14 protein-coding genes, 4 tRNA genes, 1 pseudogene and 1 riboswitch are annotated in these 17581 nt (G+C 58.5%); of the genes and pseudogenes, 16 read left to right on the top strand and 3 right to left on the bottom strand.

Translation table 11 applies throughout. From position 1 onward, the window contains the following. Positions 1-113 precede the first annotated feature (113 nt). From ACIPZE_RS12660 to astE, 7 genes are all read left to right on the top strand, one after another. The gene (locus ACIPZE_RS12660; RefSeq protein WP_400773113.1) at positions 114-1334 is read left to right on the top strand and encodes an aspartate aminotransferase family protein; all 1221 of its coding nucleotides are present in this window, start codon (positions 114-116) and stop codon (positions 1332-1334) included. Between the two features lie 214 nt (positions 1335-1548). Beyond that, positions 1549-2568 carry an arginine/ornithine succinyltransferase subunit alpha gene (gene aruF / locus ACIPZE_RS12655; protein ID WP_129395121.1) on the top strand — a complete coding sequence of 340 codons (1020 nt, stop codon included), beginning with the start codon at positions 1549-1551 and terminating at the stop codon, positions 2566-2568. Between the two features lie 51 nt (positions 2569-2619). Next, positions 2620-3645: an arginine N-succinyltransferase gene (gene astA, locus ACIPZE_RS12650; RefSeq protein WP_129395120.1), complete on the top strand. Its 1026-nt coding sequence runs from the start codon at positions 2620-2622 to the stop codon at positions 3643-3645. Then, a complete protein-coding gene (astD, locus tag ACIPZE_RS12645) occupies positions 3642-5111 on the top strand; it encodes a succinylglutamate-semialdehyde dehydrogenase (protein ID WP_400773222.1) in 1470 nt (489 codons plus the stop codon). Before astA ends, astD begins: the two co-directional genes overlap by 4 nt. A 163-nt stretch (positions 5112-5274) precedes the next feature. Then, positions 5275-6621: an N-succinylarginine dihydrolase gene (gene astB, locus ACIPZE_RS12640; protein ID WP_400773111.1), complete on the top strand. Its 1347-nt coding sequence runs from the start codon at positions 5275-5277 to the stop codon at positions 6619-6621. Between the two features lie 58 nt (positions 6622-6679). Beyond that, the gene (locus ACIPZE_RS12635; protein ID WP_016983958.1) at positions 6680-6970 is read left to right on the top strand and encodes a hypothetical protein; all 291 of its coding nucleotides are present in this window, start codon (positions 6680-6682) and stop codon (positions 6968-6970) included. A 12-nt stretch (positions 6971-6982) separates the two neighbouring features. Further along, positions 6983-7993 carry a succinylglutamate desuccinylase gene (gene astE / locus ACIPZE_RS12630; RefSeq protein WP_400773109.1) on the top strand — a complete coding sequence of 337 codons (1011 nt, stop codon included), beginning with the start codon at positions 6983-6985 and terminating at the stop codon, positions 7991-7993. A 181-nt stretch (positions 7994-8174) separates the two neighbouring features. Here the strand turns inward: astE and ACIPZE_RS12625 are convergent, their stop codons facing one another. Then, positions 8175-8684 (bottom strand): 6,7-dimethyl-8-ribityllumazine synthase, encoded by a 510-nt coding sequence (locus tag ACIPZE_RS12625; protein ID WP_283439168.1) that lies wholly within the window; start codon positions 8682-8684, stop codon positions 8175-8177. Between the two features lie 101 nt (positions 8685-8785). Beyond that, positions 8786-8957, bottom strand: a riboswitch (FMN riboswitch). A 198-nt stretch (positions 8958-9155) separates the two neighbouring features. Between ACIPZE_RS12625 and ltaE the strand changes: the two genes are divergently transcribed. The 8 genes and pseudogenes from ltaE (at position 9156) to ACIPZE_RS12585 (ending at position 14763) form a co-directional block, all read left to right on the top strand. Next, complete coding sequence (ltaE, locus tag ACIPZE_RS12620; protein ID WP_400773107.1) at positions 9156-10160, top strand: low-specificity L-threonine aldolase; 1005 nt, start codon at positions 9156-9158, stop codon at positions 10158-10160. A 146-nt stretch (positions 10161-10306) separates the two neighbouring features. Then, positions 10307-12925, top strand: a complete 2619-nt coding sequence (gene alaS, locus ACIPZE_RS12615) for an alanine--tRNA ligase (RefSeq protein WP_283439166.1) — start codon at positions 10307-10309, stop codon at positions 12923-12925. Between the two features lie 90 nt (positions 12926-13015). After that, positions 13016-13714, top strand: a pseudogene (locus ACIPZE_RS12610) (aspartate kinase); the annotation flags it as partial. Between the two features lie 226 nt (positions 13715-13940). Then, entirely contained in the window at positions 13941-14129 is a 189-nt protein-coding gene (gene csrA, locus ACIPZE_RS12605) for a carbon storage regulator CsrA (protein WP_002554426.1), read from the top strand. 62 nt (positions 14130-14191) lie between these two features. After that, positions 14192-14282, top strand: a tRNA-Ser gene (locus ACIPZE_RS12600). 107 nt (positions 14283-14389) lie between these two features. Beyond that, a tRNA-Arg gene (locus tag ACIPZE_RS12595) sits at positions 14390-14466 on the top strand. A gap of 71 nt (positions 14467-14537) precedes the next feature. Further along, positions 14538-14614 (top strand) — tRNA-Arg (locus tag ACIPZE_RS12590). 72 nt (positions 14615-14686) lie between these two features. Next, a tRNA-Arg gene (locus ACIPZE_RS12585) sits at positions 14687-14763 on the top strand. A gap of 19 nt (positions 14764-14782) precedes the next feature. Here ACIPZE_RS12585 and ACIPZE_RS12580 read toward each other — a convergent pair. After that, positions 14783-15301 (bottom strand): cell envelope protein SmpA, encoded by a 519-nt coding sequence (locus ACIPZE_RS12580; RefSeq protein WP_400773106.1) that lies wholly within the window; start codon positions 15299-15301, stop codon positions 14783-14785. 321 nt (positions 15302-15622) lie between these two features. Here ACIPZE_RS12580 and mgtE point away from each other — a divergent pair, with 321 nt between their 5' ends. Then, the gene (gene mgtE, locus ACIPZE_RS12575) at positions 15623-17065 is read left to right on the top strand and encodes a magnesium transporter (RefSeq protein ID WP_129395112.1); all 1443 of its coding nucleotides are present in this window, start codon (positions 15623-15625) and stop codon (positions 17063-17065) included. Positions 17066-17178: 113 nt separating this feature from the next. Here the strand turns inward: mgtE and ACIPZE_RS12570 are convergent, their stop codons facing one another. Then, positions 17179-17496 (bottom strand): Arc family DNA-binding protein, encoded by a 318-nt coding sequence (locus tag ACIPZE_RS12570; protein ID WP_400773104.1) that lies wholly within the window; start codon positions 17494-17496, stop codon positions 17179-17181. Between the last annotated feature and the right edge of the window lie 85 nt (positions 17497-17581).

Below are 17581 nucleotides of genomic sequence, written 5' to 3'. Positions count from 1 at the left end.
GGTTTGCGCTATAAGAAGTTGTCGCTTGGCGGCAAGGCCGGGCTGAAAACTGTCCTTACAATCCCCCCATCGCTCGCCAGTTTCAGGCGGGTGTTTCTCATCAGGAGACTCCGATGTCCGTTGAGCACGCTGCGGTACAACGCGCCGATTTCGACCAGGTAATGGTTCCCAACTACGCGCCTGCCGCTTTCATTCCGGTGCGTGGCGCCGGTTCCCGTGTCTGGGATCAGGCCGGCCGCGAGCTGATCGACTTCGCCGGCGGGATTGCCGTTAACGTATTGGGCCATGCGCATCCGGCGCTGGTTGGTGCATTGACCGAACAGGCGAACAAGCTGTGGCACGTGTCCAACGTGTTCACCAACGAACCAGCCCTGCGCCTGGCGCACAAGCTGATCGACGCCACGTTCGCTGAGCGCGTGTTCTTCTGCAACTCCGGCGCTGAAGCCAACGAGGCCGCGTTCAAGCTGGCCCGTCGTGTTGCATTCGACCGTTTCGGCACTGAGAAATACGAAATCATCGCTGCGCTGAACAGCTTCCACGGCCGTACCCTGTTCACCGTCAACGTCGGTGGCCAGTCGAAGTACTCCGACGGTTTCGGTCCGAAAATCACCGGCATCACCCACGTCCCTTACAACGACCTGGCAGCATTGAAGGCAGCGGTTTCCGACAAGACCTGTGCGGTCGTGCTGGAACCGATCCAGGGCGAAGGCGGCGTACTGCCGGCCGAACTGGCTTACCTGCAAGGTGCCCGCGAACTCTGCGACGCGAACAACGCGCTGCTGGTGTTCGACGAAGTGCAAACCGGCATGGGCCGCAGCGGCAAGCTGTTTGCCTATCAGCACTACGGCGTGACCCCGGACATCCTCACCAGTGCCAAGAGCCTGGGCGGTGGTTTCCCGATCGCGGCGATGTTGACGACTGAAGCGCTGGCCAAACATCTGGTCGTCGGTACCCACGGCACCACTTATGGCGGTAACCCGCTGGCGTGCGCGGTCGCCGAAGCCGTGATCGACGTGATCAACACCCCTGAAGTGCTGAACGGCGTGAATGCCAAACACGACAAGTTCAAGGCGCGCCTTGAGCAGATCGGCGAGAAGTACGGCCTGTTCACAGAGGTGCGAGGCCTCGGTCTGTTGATCGGTTGCGTGCTCAGCGATGCCTGGAAAGGCAAAGCCAAAGACATCTTCAACGCCGCTGAAAAAGAAGGCCTGATGATTCTGCAGGCCGGCCCGGACGTGATTCGTTTCGCCCCGAGCCTGGTGGTGGAAGACGCCGATATCGATGCTGGCCTGGATCGTTTCGAACGCGCTGCTGCAGCACTGACACAAGCCTGATAGACCCTTCGGCGCCTGGAGTTTTTCAGGCGCCGATCAAAATTTTATGCCGGACCCGATCAACTGTAGGAGTGAGCCTGCTCGCGATTGCGGTATGTCAGTCGACTCATTGGTTTCTGACAGACCGCAATCGCGAGCAGGCTCACTCCTACATTGATCTCTGTGTAGGCCTGGTTATTTTTTTCTGTAAGTACTGAGATTAAGGAGTGACACCATGCTGGTGATGCGCCCTGCGCAAATGGCTGATCTGGGCGAGGTACAGCGTCTGGCTGCGGACAGCCCGATTGGTGTCACGTCCTTGCCGGATGACGTGGAACGTCTGAGCGACAAGATCGCCGCGAGCGAAGCTTCGTTCTCCGCCGAAGTGAGTTTCAACGGTGAAGAAAGCTATTTCTTCGTCCTCGAAGATTCCACCACCGGCAAACTGGTCGGCTGCTCGGCGATTGTCGCTTCGGCCGGTTATTCGGAGCCGTTCTACAGTTTCCGCAACGAGACTTTCGTGCACGCCTCGCGCGAGCTGAAGATCCACAACAAGATCCACGTGCTTTCGCAATGCCACGACCTGACCGGCAACAGTTTGCTGACCAGTTTCTACGTACAGCGCGAGCTGGTCGGTTCGCCGTGGTCGGAGCTCAATTCCCGTGGCCGTCTGCTGTTCGTCGCCAGCCACCCTGAGCGTTTCGCTGATTCGGTGGTCACCGAGATCGTTGGTTACAGCGATGAAAACGGCGACTCGCCATTCTGGGATGCGATCGGTCGCAACTTCTTTGACCTCAACTACGCCGAAGCCGAGCGCCTGTGCGGGCTGAAAAGCCGTACGTTCCTCGCCGAGCTGATGCCGCATTACCCGATCTACGTGCCGTTGCTGCCGGACTCCGCTCAAGAGGCGATGGGCCAGGTGCACCCGCGTGCGCAGATCACCTTCGATATCCTGATGCGCGAAGGCTTCGAGACCGATCACTACATCGACATTTTCGACGGTGGCCCGACCCTGCATGCCCGTGTTTCGGGGATCCGTTCGATCGCCCAGAGCCGTGTGGTGCCAGTGAAGATCGGCGAGCCGGTCAAAGGTGCCGGGCGCCAGTATCTGGTGGCCAACGCGCAGTTGCAGGATTACCGCGCGGTGCTGCTGGAGCTGGACTACGCGCCGGGCAAACCGGTGACTCTGGATCTGGAAGCAGCCGAAGCCCTGGGCGTCGGTGAAGGTGCCAGCGTGCGCCTGGTGGCGGTTTAACGCCTTAGCGAGTTTCACGGGTGGCGAAGGCGGCCCGTTTGAGGAGATAGCATGATTGTTCGTCCCGTACGCAGCAGCGATTTATCCGCTCTGATCGACCTGGCCCGCAGCACCGGCACTGGTCTCACGACTTTGCCGGCCAACGAAGAACGTCTGGCCCACCGGGTTGGCTGGGCCGAGAAGACCTTTCGCGGCGAAGCTGGCCGTGGCGATGCGGACTACCTGTTCGTGCTCGAAGACGATGACGGTCGCGTGGTGGGGATTTCCGCCATCGCGGGTGCCGTTGGCATGCGTGAGCCCTGGTACAACTTCCGCGTTGGCCTGACTGTCAGCGCTTCGCAAGAACTGAACATCTATCGCGAAATTCCGACACTGTTTCTGGCCAACGACCTGACCGGTAATTCCGAGCTGTGCTCGCTGTTCCTGCACGCCGATTATCGCAGTGGCCTCAACGGTCGCATGCTGTCGAAGGCGCGGATGCTGTTCATCGCCGAATTCCCTGAATTGTTCGGCAACAAGATCATCGCCGAAATGCGCGGTGTCTCCGATGACGCCGGCCGTTCGCCGTTCTGGGAAAGCCTCGGTCGTCACTTCTTCAAGATGGAATTCAGCCAGGCCGATTACCTCACCGGTGTCGGCAACAAGGCGTTCATCGCCGAGCTGATGCCGAAGTTCCCGCTGTACACCTGCTTCCTGTCCGAAGATGCCCGTAACGTTATTGGTCAGGTTCACCCGGACACCGAGCCGGCCTTGGCGATGCTCAAGGGTGAAGGTTTCAGCTATCAGGGTTACGTCGACATCTTCGACGCCGGCCCGGCCATCGAATGCGAAACCGGCAAGATCCGCGCGGTACGTGACAGCGAAGCGCTGGTGCTGGCAGTAGGTACGCCGGGCGACGACGCCACGCCGTTCATCATCCATAACCGCAAGCGCGAAGACTGCCGCATCACCGCTGCGCCGGCGCGTCTCGCTGCCGGCACGCTGGTGGTCGATCCGCAGACGGCCAAACGTCTTCAACTCAACGCTGGCGATCAAGTGCGCGCCGTGGCGTTGTCCGCTGCACGGGAGTCGAAATAATGAATTCGCTATACATCGCAGGTGAGTGGCTGGCCGGTCAGGGCGAAGCCTTTCAATCGCTGAACCCGGTGACCCAGCAAGTGCTGTGGTCGGGGGAGGGCGCTACCACCGCCCAGGTTGAATCGGCTGTGCAGGCAGCACGTCAGGCGTTTCCGGATTGGGCACGTCGTTCGCTGGACGAGCGCATCGCTGTGCTTGAGGCATTCGCCGCCGCGTTGAAGAACCATGCCGACGAACTGGCTCGCACCATCGGTGAAGAGACCGGCAAACCGCTGTGGGAGTCGGCGACGGAAGTGACCAGCATGGTCAACAAGATCGCGATTTCGGTGCAGAGCTACCGCGAACGTACCGGCGAAAAGAGCGGCCCGTTGGGCGACGCCACTGCCGTGTTGCGCCACAAGCCACACGGCGTGGTGGCGGTATTCGGCCCTTACAATTTCCCTGGGCACTTGCCGAACGGTCATATCGTTCCAGCGCTGTTGGCGGGTAACAGTGTGTTGTTCAAGCCAAGCGAATTGACCCCGAAAGTCGCCGAGCTGACGGTCAAGTGCTGGATCGAAGCCGGTCTGCCAGCGGGCGTCCTGAACCTGCTGCAGGGCGCTCGCGAAACCGGCATCGCGCTGGCGGCGAACCCGGGCATCGACGGTCTGTTCTTCACCGGTTCGAGCCGCACGGGCAATCATCTGCATCAGCAATTCGCCGGGCGTCCGGACAAGATTCTGGCGCTGGAGATGGGCGGCAACAATCCGCTGGTGGTCGATCAGGTCGCGGATCTGGATGCAGCGGTTTACACGATCATTCAGTCGGCGTTCATTTCTGCTGGTCAGCGTTGCACCTGTGCACGTCGTCTGCTGGTACCGCAAGGCGCGTGGGGCGACAGCCTGCTCAAGCGTCTGGTTGAAGTCAGCTCGACCATTGAAGTCGGTGCGTTCGATCAACAACCGGCGCCGTTCATGGGCTCGGTGATTTCCCTCGGCGCGGCGAAAGCGCTGATGGACGCTCAAGAACATCTGCTGGCCAACGGCGCTGTGTCGCTGCTGGAAATGACTCAGCCACAGGCGCAAGCCGCGTTGCTGACGCCGGGCATCGTTGATGTGACCGCCGTTGCCGAGCGTCCGGACGAAGAACTGTTCGGCCCGTTGCTGCAAGTTATTCGCTACACCGATTTTGAAGCGGCGATCGCCGAAGCCAATGACACCGCTTACGGCTTGGCTGCTGGTCTGTTGTCGGATTCCGAAGCGCGTTATCAGCAGTTCTGGCTGGAAAGCCGCGCCGGTATCGTCAACTGGAACAAACAACTGACCGGTGCTGCGAGTAGCGCGCCGTTTGGTGGGGTGGGAGCCTCGGGCAACCATCGCGCCAGCGCCTATTACGCGGCGGATTATTGCGCGTACCCGGTGGCGTCGCTGGAAACGCCGAGCCTGGTGTTGCCTGCATCCCTGACGCCTGGCGTGAAAATGGTGTAACGGCCATCACGAGCAGGCTCACTCCTACAGGATTTGTGTCGTACACAACATGTGTGTTCACCGCTAAACCTGTAGGAGTGAGCCTGCTCGCGATAGCCGCGACACGGTCTGACTGAATTGTTACCTGAAGCCTATAACAACAGATTCTCGTGGAGCCTCGCTGATGAAATCCTATGAAGTCAATTTTGACGGTCTAGTGGGGCCGACCCATAACTACGGTGGTCTGTCCTACGGCAACGTTGCCTCCCAGAGCAACAGCCAGCAATCCTCGAATCCGAAGGAAGCGGCGCTGCAAGGCCTGGCGAAGATGAAAGCGCTGATGGAAATGGGCTTTCAGCAAGGCGTGCTGGCACCGCAGGAACGTCCGGACGTGGCAGCTTTGCGCCGTCTGGGTTTCAGTGGCACTGATGCGCAAGTCATCGAGCGCGCCGCCAAAGAAGCCATGCCGCTGCTGGTTGCAAGTTGCTCGGCGTCGAGCATGTGGGTGGCCAACGCGGCCACGGTCAGCCCGAGTGCCGACACCGCTGATGGCCGCGTGCATTTCACCGCCGCCAACCTGAACTGCAAATATCACCGCAGCATCGAGCACCCGACCACCAGCCGCGTGCTGGGAGCGATGTTCGCCAATCAGCAGCACTTCGCTCATCACGCCGCATTGCCGGCAGTGGCGCAGTTTGGCGACGAAGGTGCGGCCAACCACACGCGTTTCTGCCGTGAATATGGTGAGGCCGGCGTCGAGTTTTTCGTGTTCGGTCGCAGCGCGTTCGACAACCGTTTCCCGGCGCCCCAAAAGTACCCGGCACGGCAAACCCTCGAAGCCTCGCAAGCCGTCGCGCGTCTGCACGGTCTGCGTGACGAAGGCGTGGTCTACGCCCAGCAAAATCCGAACGTGATCGATCAAGGCGTGTTCCACAACGACGTGATCGCCGTGGGCAATGGCGAGGTGCTGTTCTATCACGAGGACGCGTTCCTTGAGACCGAGCAGATGCTGGCCGAGCTGCAAGGAAAACTCGCCAAGGTTGGCGGCAACTTCCAGTCGGTGTGTGTGCCGCGTTCGGCAGTTACCGTGGATGACGCGGTGCGTTCCTATCTGTTCAACAGCCAGTTGCTGTCGCGTCCTGACGGTTCGATGTTGCTGATCGTGCCGCAAGAGTGCCAGGCCAACGAGCGTGTCTGGGCTTACCTGCAAAGCCTGACCAGCTCCGGCGGTCTGATTCGTGAAGTGAAAGTCTTCGATCTCAAGCAGAGCATGCAGAACGGCGGTGGCCCGGCCTGCCTGCGACTGCGCGTCGCGCTTAACGAAACTGAACTGGCGGCGGTCAACCCAGGGGTTATCATGACCGCACCGTTGTACGGTTCGTTGACCGCATGGGTTGAAAAGCACTACCGCGACCGCCTGAGCGAAACCGATCTGGCGGATCCGCAATTGCTGCTTGAATGCCGGACGGCACTGGATGAACTGACGCAAATCCTTAAACTGGGCGCGGTTTATCCATTCCAGATCAATTGATGACCGGCGCGTCGCCTGAACGCGGCGCGCGGCTTGTCTCCCCCAAGAGAGTAAAAACATGAGCGATTCCCTGCAGCTGATCCTTGAAGACACCGACGGCACGCAACTGCAAACCTCGTGCACCCGCGTTGCGGTCATGTGGCAAGGCAAAGAGCTGTGGATCCAGCAGGACGGCCGTGGCCAGCTGCTGATCGGCGTGGACGTTGAAGAAGGTGATGCCGAGTACGCCAACCTGCTGCTGCGCCCATTGGCGACTAATCTGGTAAGTCTGCAACTGGAAATGGAACCGGCTGACGTCGGCGACGACGAAGACCACGTGCACGGCCCGGATTGCAACCACGATCACTAAGGAAACCGCTCTATGCTCGCCCTCGGCAAACTGCTTGAACTGACCCTCGCCGGCCGCGAACCGGCGGAGAAGACTCAACTGACTGTCGAAGGCGTGCGGATGCGCTGGTTGAGCGAAGGTGCGCTGGAAGTCCGGCCACCGCAAGCGCGCGACAATGGCCTGGACCTGCTGCTGTCGGCAGGGATTCATGGCAACGAAACAGCGCCGATCGAGTTGCTTGATCGGCTGCTGCATGACATCGCTCGCGGCGATCTGAAGCCGCGTGCACGCATTCTGTTTCTGTTCGGCAACCCGGAAGCGATTCGCAAAGGCGAGCGCTTCGTCGAGCAGGACGTCAATCGGCTATTCAACGGCCGTCATGAACAAAGCAGTGGCAGCGAAGCGCTGCGTGCCTGTGAGCTGGAGCGTCTGGCGGCGAGTTTCTTCAGCCTGCCGGATCGTCAGCGACTGCACTACGACTTGCACACGGCGATTCGCGGTTCGAAGATCGAACAATTCGCTTTGTATCCATGGAAGGAAGGTCGTCAACATTCGCGTCTTGAGCTGGCCCGTTTGCGCGCTGCCGGGATGGAAGCGGTGCTGTTGCAGAACAAGCCGTCAATCGTGTTCAGCTCCTACACCTACGACAAGCTCGGTGCCGAGGCTTTCACGCTGGAGCTGGGCAAGGCGCGACCGTTCGGGCAGAACGACGGGGTTAACGTCTCGCTGCTGGAAACTCGTTTGAAGCAGATTATCGAAGGCACTGAGCCGGAGATGGCTGAAGCGCATCTGGACGGTTTGCAGCTGTTCAGCGTCGCGCGAGAAATCATCAAGCACAGCGATGCCTTTCGCTTGAACTTGCCGCAGGACATCGAGAACTTTTCCGAGTTGGAGCTGGGTTACGTGCTGGCCGAAGATCTGGCCAATACCCGCTGGATCATTGAGGAAGAGGGCGCGCGGATCATCTTCCCTAATCCCAAAGTCAAGAACGGCTTGCGCGCGGGCATCCTGATCGTCCCGACCGGCGACGAAAATCTCGCCTGACCTAACTGCAGGGATGGTCCACAAACTCTGGTACGCGGGCCAAACCCTGTAGGAGCTGCCGAAGGCTGCGATCTTTTGATCTTGTTTTTAAAAGATCAAAAGATCGCAGCCTCGTTTCACTCGACAGCTCCTACAGGTGATGATCGTTCCCGCACGGAGCATGGGAACGATCATCAGTGGGTCAGACGGCGACAGCGCGCGGCTCGGTGCGGCGCAGGGCGCGGATTTTTTGCAGCGTATCCGCGCAAGTCCGCGCCGCTTCCTGACCCTTGTGCACAAAGTGCTCAAAGAAGAACTTCTGATGCTCGTCACCCGCATGGAAGTGATGCGGGGTCAGCGACACCGAGAACACCGGCACTTCAGTTTCCAGCTGCACCTGCATCAGGCCGCTGACCACCGACTGGGCGACGAACTCGTGACGGTAGATGCCGCCGTCGACGACCAAGGCTGCCGCGACGATGCCGGCATATCGTCCGGTCTTGGCCAGCAATTTGGCGTGCAGAGGCATTTCAAAGGCGCCGCCGACTTCGAAGATGTCGATGTCCGATTCCTGATAACCCAGGGCAATCATTTCGGCGACGAAGCCTTTACGGCTCTGATCGACGATTTCCTTGTGCCAGCAGGCCTGGATGAACGCTACGCGCTCGCCGTGTGAGTGTTTGCTTTTGCTGTCGATAGCGGTGGGTTGCATGTTCTGACTCCTGTTTGTGTGAAAAACAGGGCGTTATGAATCGAAAGGGATTCAAGGGTGCGCACACGCACAACATTGCGCGGACGGCCCTTTGGCGTTAATCCCGTTCTCTCTTCATCCGGACTATGACCGTCGGCCCCGGAATCACACCGGGTCTGCTGACCTTGCCGCCGATCACAGCCTTTGCCGTATTCGTCGCCAAGCGCTCGCGGGCTATGCGCATTGCGCGCAATTACCGCCGGTGGGGAATTGCACCCCGCCCTGAGAACGTTTTTGCCGCCCTTTCTCGGGCGGCGCAGCGTTTTTATCACAGATTGTCGAGCAGCGCATCGCGCCTTTCTGATGATTGCCATCGAATTTTTTGTGAGGACGAAACGAAATTTCCTTGCGCAAGGGTTGATTAATCCGCGTCATGACCGCAGTAATCCCACTTCGTAAAGGGATTTCCCCTGTTGATTAGAGGCCAGGTTCATGAGCGTTATCGATCTTCGCAGCGACACCGTCACCCAACCGACCCCCGCCATGCTCGACGCGATGACCGCGGCAGGCACCGGTGACGATGTGTACGGCGAAGACCCGACAGTCAATCGTCTGGAAACCGAACTGGCCAAACGTTTGGGTTTTGCCGCCGCGCTGTTCGTGCCGACCGGCACCATGAGCAACCTGCTGGGCTTGATGGCGCACTGCGAGCGTGGTGATGAATACATCGTCGGCCAGCAGGCGCACACCTACAAATACGAGGGCGGAGGCGCGGCAGTGCTCGGATCGATCCAGCCGCAACCGCTGGAAGTGCAGGCCGACGGTTCGCTAGACCTGGATCAGGTCGCGGCGGCGATCAAACCGGACGACTTCCACTTCGCCCGCACTCGATTGCTGGCGCTGGAAAACACCATGCAAGGCAAAGTGCTGCCGCTGGAATATCTCGCTCGGGCGCGCCAATTTACCCAAGAGCACGGTCTGCAGTTGCATCTGGATGGCGCGCGTCTTTACAACGCGGCGGTCAAACTCGGGGTTGATGCGCGGGAAATCACGAAACATTTCGATTCGGTGTCGGTGTGCCTGTCCAAAGGCCTCGGCGCACCGGTGGGCTCGGTTTTGTGCGGTTCTGAGCAACTGATCGGCAAGGCCCGCCGTTTGCGCAAAATGGTCGGTGGTGGCATGCGTCAGGCCGGGTTGCTGGCAGCGGCGGGGCTGTACGCGCTGGATCACAACGTCGAGCGTCTGGCCGACGACCACGCCAACGCGCAGTTTTTGGCCGACGGTCTGCGTGAAGCAGGTTTCACCGTTGAACCGGTGCAAACCAACATGGTTTATGTGCAAATGGGCGACAAAGCCGAAGCGATCAAGGCGTTTGCCGGCGAACGCGGGATCAAGTTGAGCGCCGCCGCGCGTCTGCGTATGGTCACGCACATGGACGTCAATCGCGCGCAAATCGAGCAAGTGATCGCGACATTCGTCGAGTTTTCGCGCAAGTGACAGCGTTCGCCGTCCAATTGACCGTTTCTATCGTATAAACACGCTGTACCCCGCGCGCAGGGCCGATATAATGCGGCCCTTTGCCGTCGCTTCGTTTGTTGACGTTTCGAACAGGCCTTTGGCCGCAGCCTCCGTGGAAGAACCTAATGAAAAGCGCAGAAATCCGTGAAGCCTTCCTTCGCTTCTTCGAAGAGCAAGGCCACACCCGTGTAGCCTCCAGCTCTTTGATTCCGGGCAACGACCCAACCCTGCTGTTCACTAACGCGGGGATGAACCAGTTCAAGGACTGCTTCCTGGGCCAGGAAAAACGTGCATACACCCGCGCGACCAGCAGCCAGAAATGCGTGCGTGCCGGTGGCAAGAACAGCGACCTGGAAAACGTCGGTTATACCGCTCGTCACCACACGTTCTTCGAAATGCTCGGTAACTTCAGCTTCGGTGACTATTTCAAGCACGACGCGATTACCTTTGCCTGGACCTTCCTGACCGGCGTTCTGAAACTGCCGAAGGAAAAACTCTGGGTCACCGTCTACGCCTCCGATGACGAAGCGTATGACATCTGGACCAAAGAAATCGGTGTGCCGGTCGAGCGCATGATCCGCATCGGCGACAACAAGGGCGCGCCTTACGCCTCCGACAACTTCTGGACCATGGGTGACACCGGCCCGTGCGGCCCGTGCACCGAGATTTTCTACGATCACGGCGACCATATCTGGGGCGGCCCACCGGGCTCGCCGGAAGAAGACGGCGACCGTTACATCGAGATCTGGAACAACGTGTTCATGCAGTTCAACCGCACCGCCGATGGCGTGTTGCATCCGTTGCCAGCACCGTCGGTCGACACCGGCATGGGCCTGGAGCGGATCAGTGCGGTAATGCAGCACGTCAATTCCAACTACGACATCGACCTGTTCAAGAACCTGCTGAAGGCCTCGGCTGAAGCTATTGGTTGCGAAAACGGCGATCAGTCTTCGCTGAAAGTAGTCTCCGACCACATTCGTTCGTGCGGTTTCCTGATCGCCGACGGCGTGCTGCCGTCCAACGAAGGTCGCGGTTATGTGCTGCGCCGAATCATCCGTCGCGCTTGCCGTCACGGTAACAAGCTGGGCGCCACTGGCAGCTTCTTCTACAAGATCGTCGCTGCGCTGGTTGCCGAGATGGGCGAAGCCTTCCCGGAACTGAAAAAGCAGCAGAGCAACATCGAGCGCGTGCTCAAGGCTGAAGAAGAGCAGTTCTCCAAGACTCTGGAGCACGGCCTGAAGATTCTCGAACAGGATCTGCTGGAGCTCAAAGGCACCGTGGTGCCGGGCGACGTGGTGTTCAAACTCTACGACACCTACGGTTTCCCGATGGACCTGACCGCCGACATCGCGCGTGAGCGCAGCTTGACGGTCGACGAAGCCGGTTTTGAGCGTGAGATGGAAGCCCAGCGTGTTCGTGCGCGCTCGGCCAGCTCGTTCGGTCTGGACTACAACACGCTGGTCAAGGTTGACGTGGCCACCGAGTTCACCGGTTACAAAGACACCAGCGGTTCGGCAAAAATCGTCGCTATCTATAAAGATGGCCAGTCGGTCGACGTCTTGAATGAAGGCGAAGAAGCGGTGATCGTGCTGAACCAGACGCCGTTCTATGCTGAATCCGGCGGCCAGATCGGCGACTGCGGTTATCTGCAGGCCGGCAGCAGCCGTTTCGACGTGCGTGACACCACCAAGACCGGCGGCGCGTTTCTGCACCACGGCGTGCTGGACTCGGGCAGCCTGACCATCGGCGCGCCAGTGGAAACTCACGTTGATGCCGAAGTGCGTCATGCGACTTCGCTGAACCACTCGGCCACGCACTTGCTGCACGCTGCATTGCGTCAGGTATTGGGCGAGCACGTGCAACAGAAAGGTTCGTTGGTGGATAGCCAGCGTCTGCGTTTCGACTTCAGCCACTTTGAAGCGATCAAGCCTGAGCAGATCAAAGCGCTGGAAGACATCGTCAACGCCGAGATTCGCAAGAACTCGGCGGTTGAAACCGAAGAAACCGACATCGAGACCGCCAAGAACAAAGGCGCGATGGCGCTGTTCGGCGAGAAGTACGGGGACAACGTGCGCGTGCTGAGCATGGGCGGTGATTTCTCCGTCGAGCTGTGCGGCGGTATCCACGCCAACCGTACCGGCGACATCGGCCTGCTGAAAATCATCAGCGAAGGCGGCGTAGCCTCGGGCGTACGTCGTATCGAAGCGGTCACCGGTGCACAGGCACTGGCGTACTTGAATGCTGCAGAAGAACAACTCAAGGAAGCGGCCAGCCTGGTCAAGGGCAGCCGCGACAACCTGATCGACAAGCTGTCGGCTGTGCTGGAGCGCAATCGCCAACTGGAGAAGCAGCTCGAGCAGTTGCAAGCCAAGGCAGCCAGCGCGGCGGGCGACGATCTGTCGTCCTCGGCACTGGACGTCAAAGGCGTGAAGGTTCTGGCTGCACGTCTGGATGGTCAGGACGCCAAAGCGTTGTTGGCACTGGTTGATCAGTTGAAGAATAAACTCGGCCGCGCAGTGATCCTGCTCGGCAGTGTCCATGAGGAAAAGGTCGTTCTGGTTGCAGGCGTAACCAAGGACCTGACTGGCCAACTCAAAGCCGGTGATTTGATGAAGCAGGCTGCTGCGGCAGTGGGCGGGAAGGGCGGTGGTCGTCCGGACATGGCGCAGGGCGGCGGTGTTGATGCCGGCGCGCTGGATGGTGCACTGGCGCTGACCGTTCCATTCGTCGAGCAGGGTTTATAAGACGGTCCATCGCGCTCCCAGTCTAGTGGCGGGCGCGGTGGCTGTTCGAGTGATTATTGGGCGCCCTTCATGGGCAGAGGCGGCTTTGAAATGGCTTTGATCGTACAGAAATTTGGAGGCACCTCGGTCGGTACTGTCGAGAGAATCGAGCAGGTCGCCGACAAGGTTAAGAAATTCCGCGATGCCGGCGATGACCTGGTGGTTGTGCTGTCTGCAATGAGCGGCGAAACCAACCGTCTGATCGATCTGGCCAAGCAAATCAGTGGTGACGGTCAACCGGTTCCGCGTGAGCTGGACGTGATCGTGTCTACCGGTGAGCAGGTGACGATTGCCCTGTTGGCCATGGCGCTGATCAAGCGCGGTGTGCCAGCGGTGTCGTACACCGGCAATCAGGTACGGATCCTGACCGACAGTGCGCACAATAAAGCGCGTATCTTGCAGATTGATGACCAGAAGATTCGTGGTGATCTGAAAGCCGGTCGCGTTGTCGTTGTCGCCGGTTTCCAGGGCGTCGACGAGCACGGCAACATCACCACTCTCGGCCGTGGCGGTTCCGACACTACCGGCGTGGCATTGGCTGCTGCGTTGAAGGCTGACGAGTGCCAGATCTACACCGACGTCGATGGTGTCTACACCACTGACCCGCGTGTGGTGCCGGTCGCTCAACGTCTCGACAAGATTACCTTTGAAGAGATGCTGGAAATGGCCAGCCTCGGTTCCAAGGTGTTGCAGATCCGTGCGGTGGAATTCGCCGGCAAGTACAACGTTCCGCTGCGCGCCCTGCACACGGCTTTCGAACTGGATGCGCCTGCCCGTCAAGGCGAGTAATTCCATTTCTTGAAGGGCGCGGTCTGACCGCGCCCTTTATTTTTTGAATGGCGCGAGCCCTGAACTGTTCTTTTGCTCGCGCTGGTCAATACTCAGGCATGTAGGGCTACGATCGCTCCGGTTGTAGGTCGGGTGCCTTTTTTTTGCAGACTGTTGTCCCTGAACTGAATTGCGTAAGGAGAAAGGTATGCTGATTCTGACCCGTCGGTGCGCAGAAAGCCTGATTATCGGTGACGGCGAAATCACCGTGACCGTGCTCGGCGTTAAAGGAAACCAGGTGCGTATCGGCGTCAACGCCCCGAAAGAGGTTGCCGTGCACCGTGAGGAAATTTACCTGCGTATAAAGAAAGAGAAGGACGAAGAACCAAGCCATTAATTTTTATCGATTTTTATGTTTGCAAACGGGGAAAAGGTTGGTTAAGATACGCCCCGTGTTGCGGAGAGCTGGCCGAGTGGCCGAAGGCGCTCCCCTGCTAAGGGAGTACACCTCAAAAGGGTGTCGGGGGTTCGAATCCCCCGTTCTCCGCCAGTATTTGCTTAGTACGTCGTAATCGGGCTTTTTCTGTAAGTTGTTGAAATTAATAGAAAAAGTGGTTGGAATAGAGATTAGACGGGCTATAATGCGGCGCAACAAATGCACTCGTAGCTCAGCTGGATAGAGTACTCGGCTACGAACCGAGCGGTCACAGGTTCGAATCCTGTCGAGTGCACCATTTAAGAGTCAGTTACAGTAATGTAAATGACTTGGCTTCAACCAGATGTGATCTGGTCTAAAAACACAAATGCACTCGTAGCTCAGCTGGATAGAGTACTCGGCTACGAACCGAGCGGTCACAGGTTCGAATCCTGTCGAGTGCACCATTTAAGAGTTAGTTGCAGTAATGCAGATAACTTGGCTTCATCCAGTTGTGGTCTGGGCTAAAAACACAAAATGCACTCGTAGCTCAGCTGGATAGAGTACTCGGCTACGAACCGAGCGGTCACAGGTTCGAATCCTGTCGAGTGCACCATATACCGAAAAGCCCGCGTTTAACGCGGGCTTTTTGCTGTCCGGGATTTGGTTTTTTCCTTCACGCATCCTCTCTCATCAAAATCGACTTGAGCACTGCGACCTCGCTTGAGGTCGTAACGATAGCTGGTTGTCGATGTTCGAATATTTACCTTGTCTGGTTTCCCAAGCGCGCTTTCGACGTCTTGCTGGCTCATGCCTGCAATCACGCGCCGATTGATGATTGCCTCGCGTCGCTGCCTGGCATCGCTCAGATTTCCGCATCGATGTTCCGCGCGGCCAATGATGCCCGGTTCCCGACCCTTGGTTTTCATAATGGATGTTTCTTCGTGGTTGGCTTCCGGCATCACGGCTACAACCGAGCCGGGCGAATAGGGGTGAACCTCTTGGGTGGAGCGCAGTTCGCCGTGTGCGCAACTCATGCTGGTAAAGGTGATGCTGCCATCCGCAGCTTCGCAACGATGAAGGGTGGTAGCAGCCCCGGCAGGCGGCAGGTGGAGCAGGGTGGTGAGTATCAGGTGTGATGTTTTCAATGGCATTCGACGTCCTCCATGACGATCTACGCTGAAGGGTAGTCGCTACATTTTCCATTGCCGGTGTGTTTTCTTTTCAGGATGAGTCGTCGCATTTGCACGGATCAGGACGGTGCTCAGGTTTGTTTCGCAAGCGCTTGTTTCGGCCGTGATTTTTTAACGTTTAAAACCGTCAGGCGGTGTATCATTGCGCCCGTCAGCCCCGCCGGGGCTTGTGGAAAACCTCCATGGACTTACCCAGTAGTTACTCAGTAAACAGTTTCACCAATCATGAATTGACTGATTGATCCTTCCGGCGTGCCCCGCTGCTGGGAGTGGAGTTCGCCTATGTCTGAAATCGAAGTAAAGAAAACACAGGAAAGCCTGCAGGATCGCCTGGCTCAAGTCGTCGAGCTGCTGCAGCGTCAACGGGTCGTCGAAGACCTGACTCATCGCCAGGAAGGCGCGCATCACGACCGGGTTGAAAACCTGGTTCACCGGCAGAACCTTGTCGAGCTGCAACGCAAGCTCGATGATCTGCACTCCGCCGACGTTGCCTACATCCTTGAAGCCTTGCCGCTGGACGATCGTCTGACGCTCTGGCAATTGGTCAAGGCCGACCGCGACGGCGACATTCTTCTCGAAGTATCCGACTCCGTTCGTGAAACGCTGATCGCCGACATGGACGATCACGAGCTCCTGGCTGCGGCCAAGGACATGGACGCCGACGAACTTGCTGACCTGGCTTCCGAGCTGCCGCGAGACGTCGTCCATGAGTTGATGGAGAGTCTGGATAACCAGCAACGCGAGCGCGTGCGTTCGGCCTTGTCTTATGACGATGAGCAGGTCGGTGCGCTGATGGACTTCGAGATGGTGACCATCCGGGAGGATGTCAGTCTCGAAGTGGTTCTGCGCTATTTGCGTCGCCTTAAAGAGCTTCCTGGTCACACCGACAAACTGTTCGTGGTTGATTACGACGGTGTGCTCAAGGGCGTGCTGCCGATCAAGCGTTTGCTGGTCAACGACCCGGACAAGCAGGTTGCCGAAGTAATGGCCAGCGATCCGGTGAGTTTTCATCCGGACGAAGATGCTTACGACGCCGCGCAGGCCTTCGAGCGTTATGACTTGATCTCGGCCCCGGTGGTTGACAAGAACGGCAAGCTGATCGGCCGTCTGACCATCGACGAAATGGTCGATCTGATTCGTGAAGAGAGCGAAAACGAAGTTCTCAACATGGCCGGTCTGCGTGAAGAGGAAGACATCTTTGCTTCCGTCTGGAAGTCACTGCGCAACCGTTGGGCCTGGCTGGCGATCAATCTGATTACCGCGTTCATCGCATCCCGTGTGATCGGCCTGTTCGAAGGTTCGATCGAGAAACTGGTAGCGCTCGCGGCGTTGATGCCGATTGTGGCGGGTATCGGTGGTAACTCGGGCAACCAGACGATCACCATGATCGTTCGCGCGATGGCGCTCGACCAAGTGAGCACCGGTAACACTTCGCGACTGATGCGCAAGGAATTGGCGGTAGGCCTGATCAATGGCCTGGTCTGGGGCGGGGTGATCGGTGTGGTTGCTTATCTGCTCTATGGCAGTTGGTCATTGGGCGTGGTAATGACCGCGGCAATGACGCTCAACCTGCTGCTGGCTGCCCTGATGGGCGTATTGATCCCGATGACCCTTGCGAAAATGGGGCGCGACCCGGCGATGGGCGCGAGTGTGATGATTACCGCGATGACCGACAGCGGTGGCTTCTTCATTTTCCTGGGGTTGGCGACAATCTTCCTGCTCTAAATTGCTGCATCGAAACAGCCCGCCAAATTGGCGGGCTTTTTTGTGTCTGCAAAAACTCAAATTGCGCGCAAAAAAAGCCAGCAATTAAGCTGGCTTGAGATGTTCGGTATATCTCAGGACGCGTCTGCTGCCATTTCGGCGTCATGAGCGATCAGAGATACCAAAGCGTTCTGCTGGCGGTGAGACAGTTGGCGGAATCGTTGCAACAGCTCGCGCTCATGCAACGACAGCTCCGGGCTGTCGAGGCGCATGCTCAGCTCTTCGCCCAGTGCGCCTTCCTGAATAAGACTCTGCTCAAGGCGCGCAATGATCTCGGAGTTCATGCTGCGATGATGATTGCGAGCCACCTCGGCAATGCGTTCACGCATTCCGTCTGGCAGACGTTCGACGAACTTGTCAGCCGTACGGCTGGAATAAATTGCCTGTTTCAAGGGGGGCGGATATGTAACCGGTTAGTTCTGGGGAGCGGGTCTCGGGAGTGGCCGCAGGATGGGGGGGAGGACCAGCATCCGCGCC

Source organism: Pseudomonas sp. NPDC089741, assembly GCF_044748825.1.
In the GTDB taxonomy this organism is placed as follows: Bacteria; Pseudomonadota; Gammaproteobacteria; order Pseudomonadales; family Pseudomonadaceae; genus Aquipseudomonas; species Aquipseudomonas helmanticensis.
The sequence above is the reverse complement of the archived record's forward strand: the minus strand, read 5'-3'. Positions and strand labels throughout refer to the sequence as shown.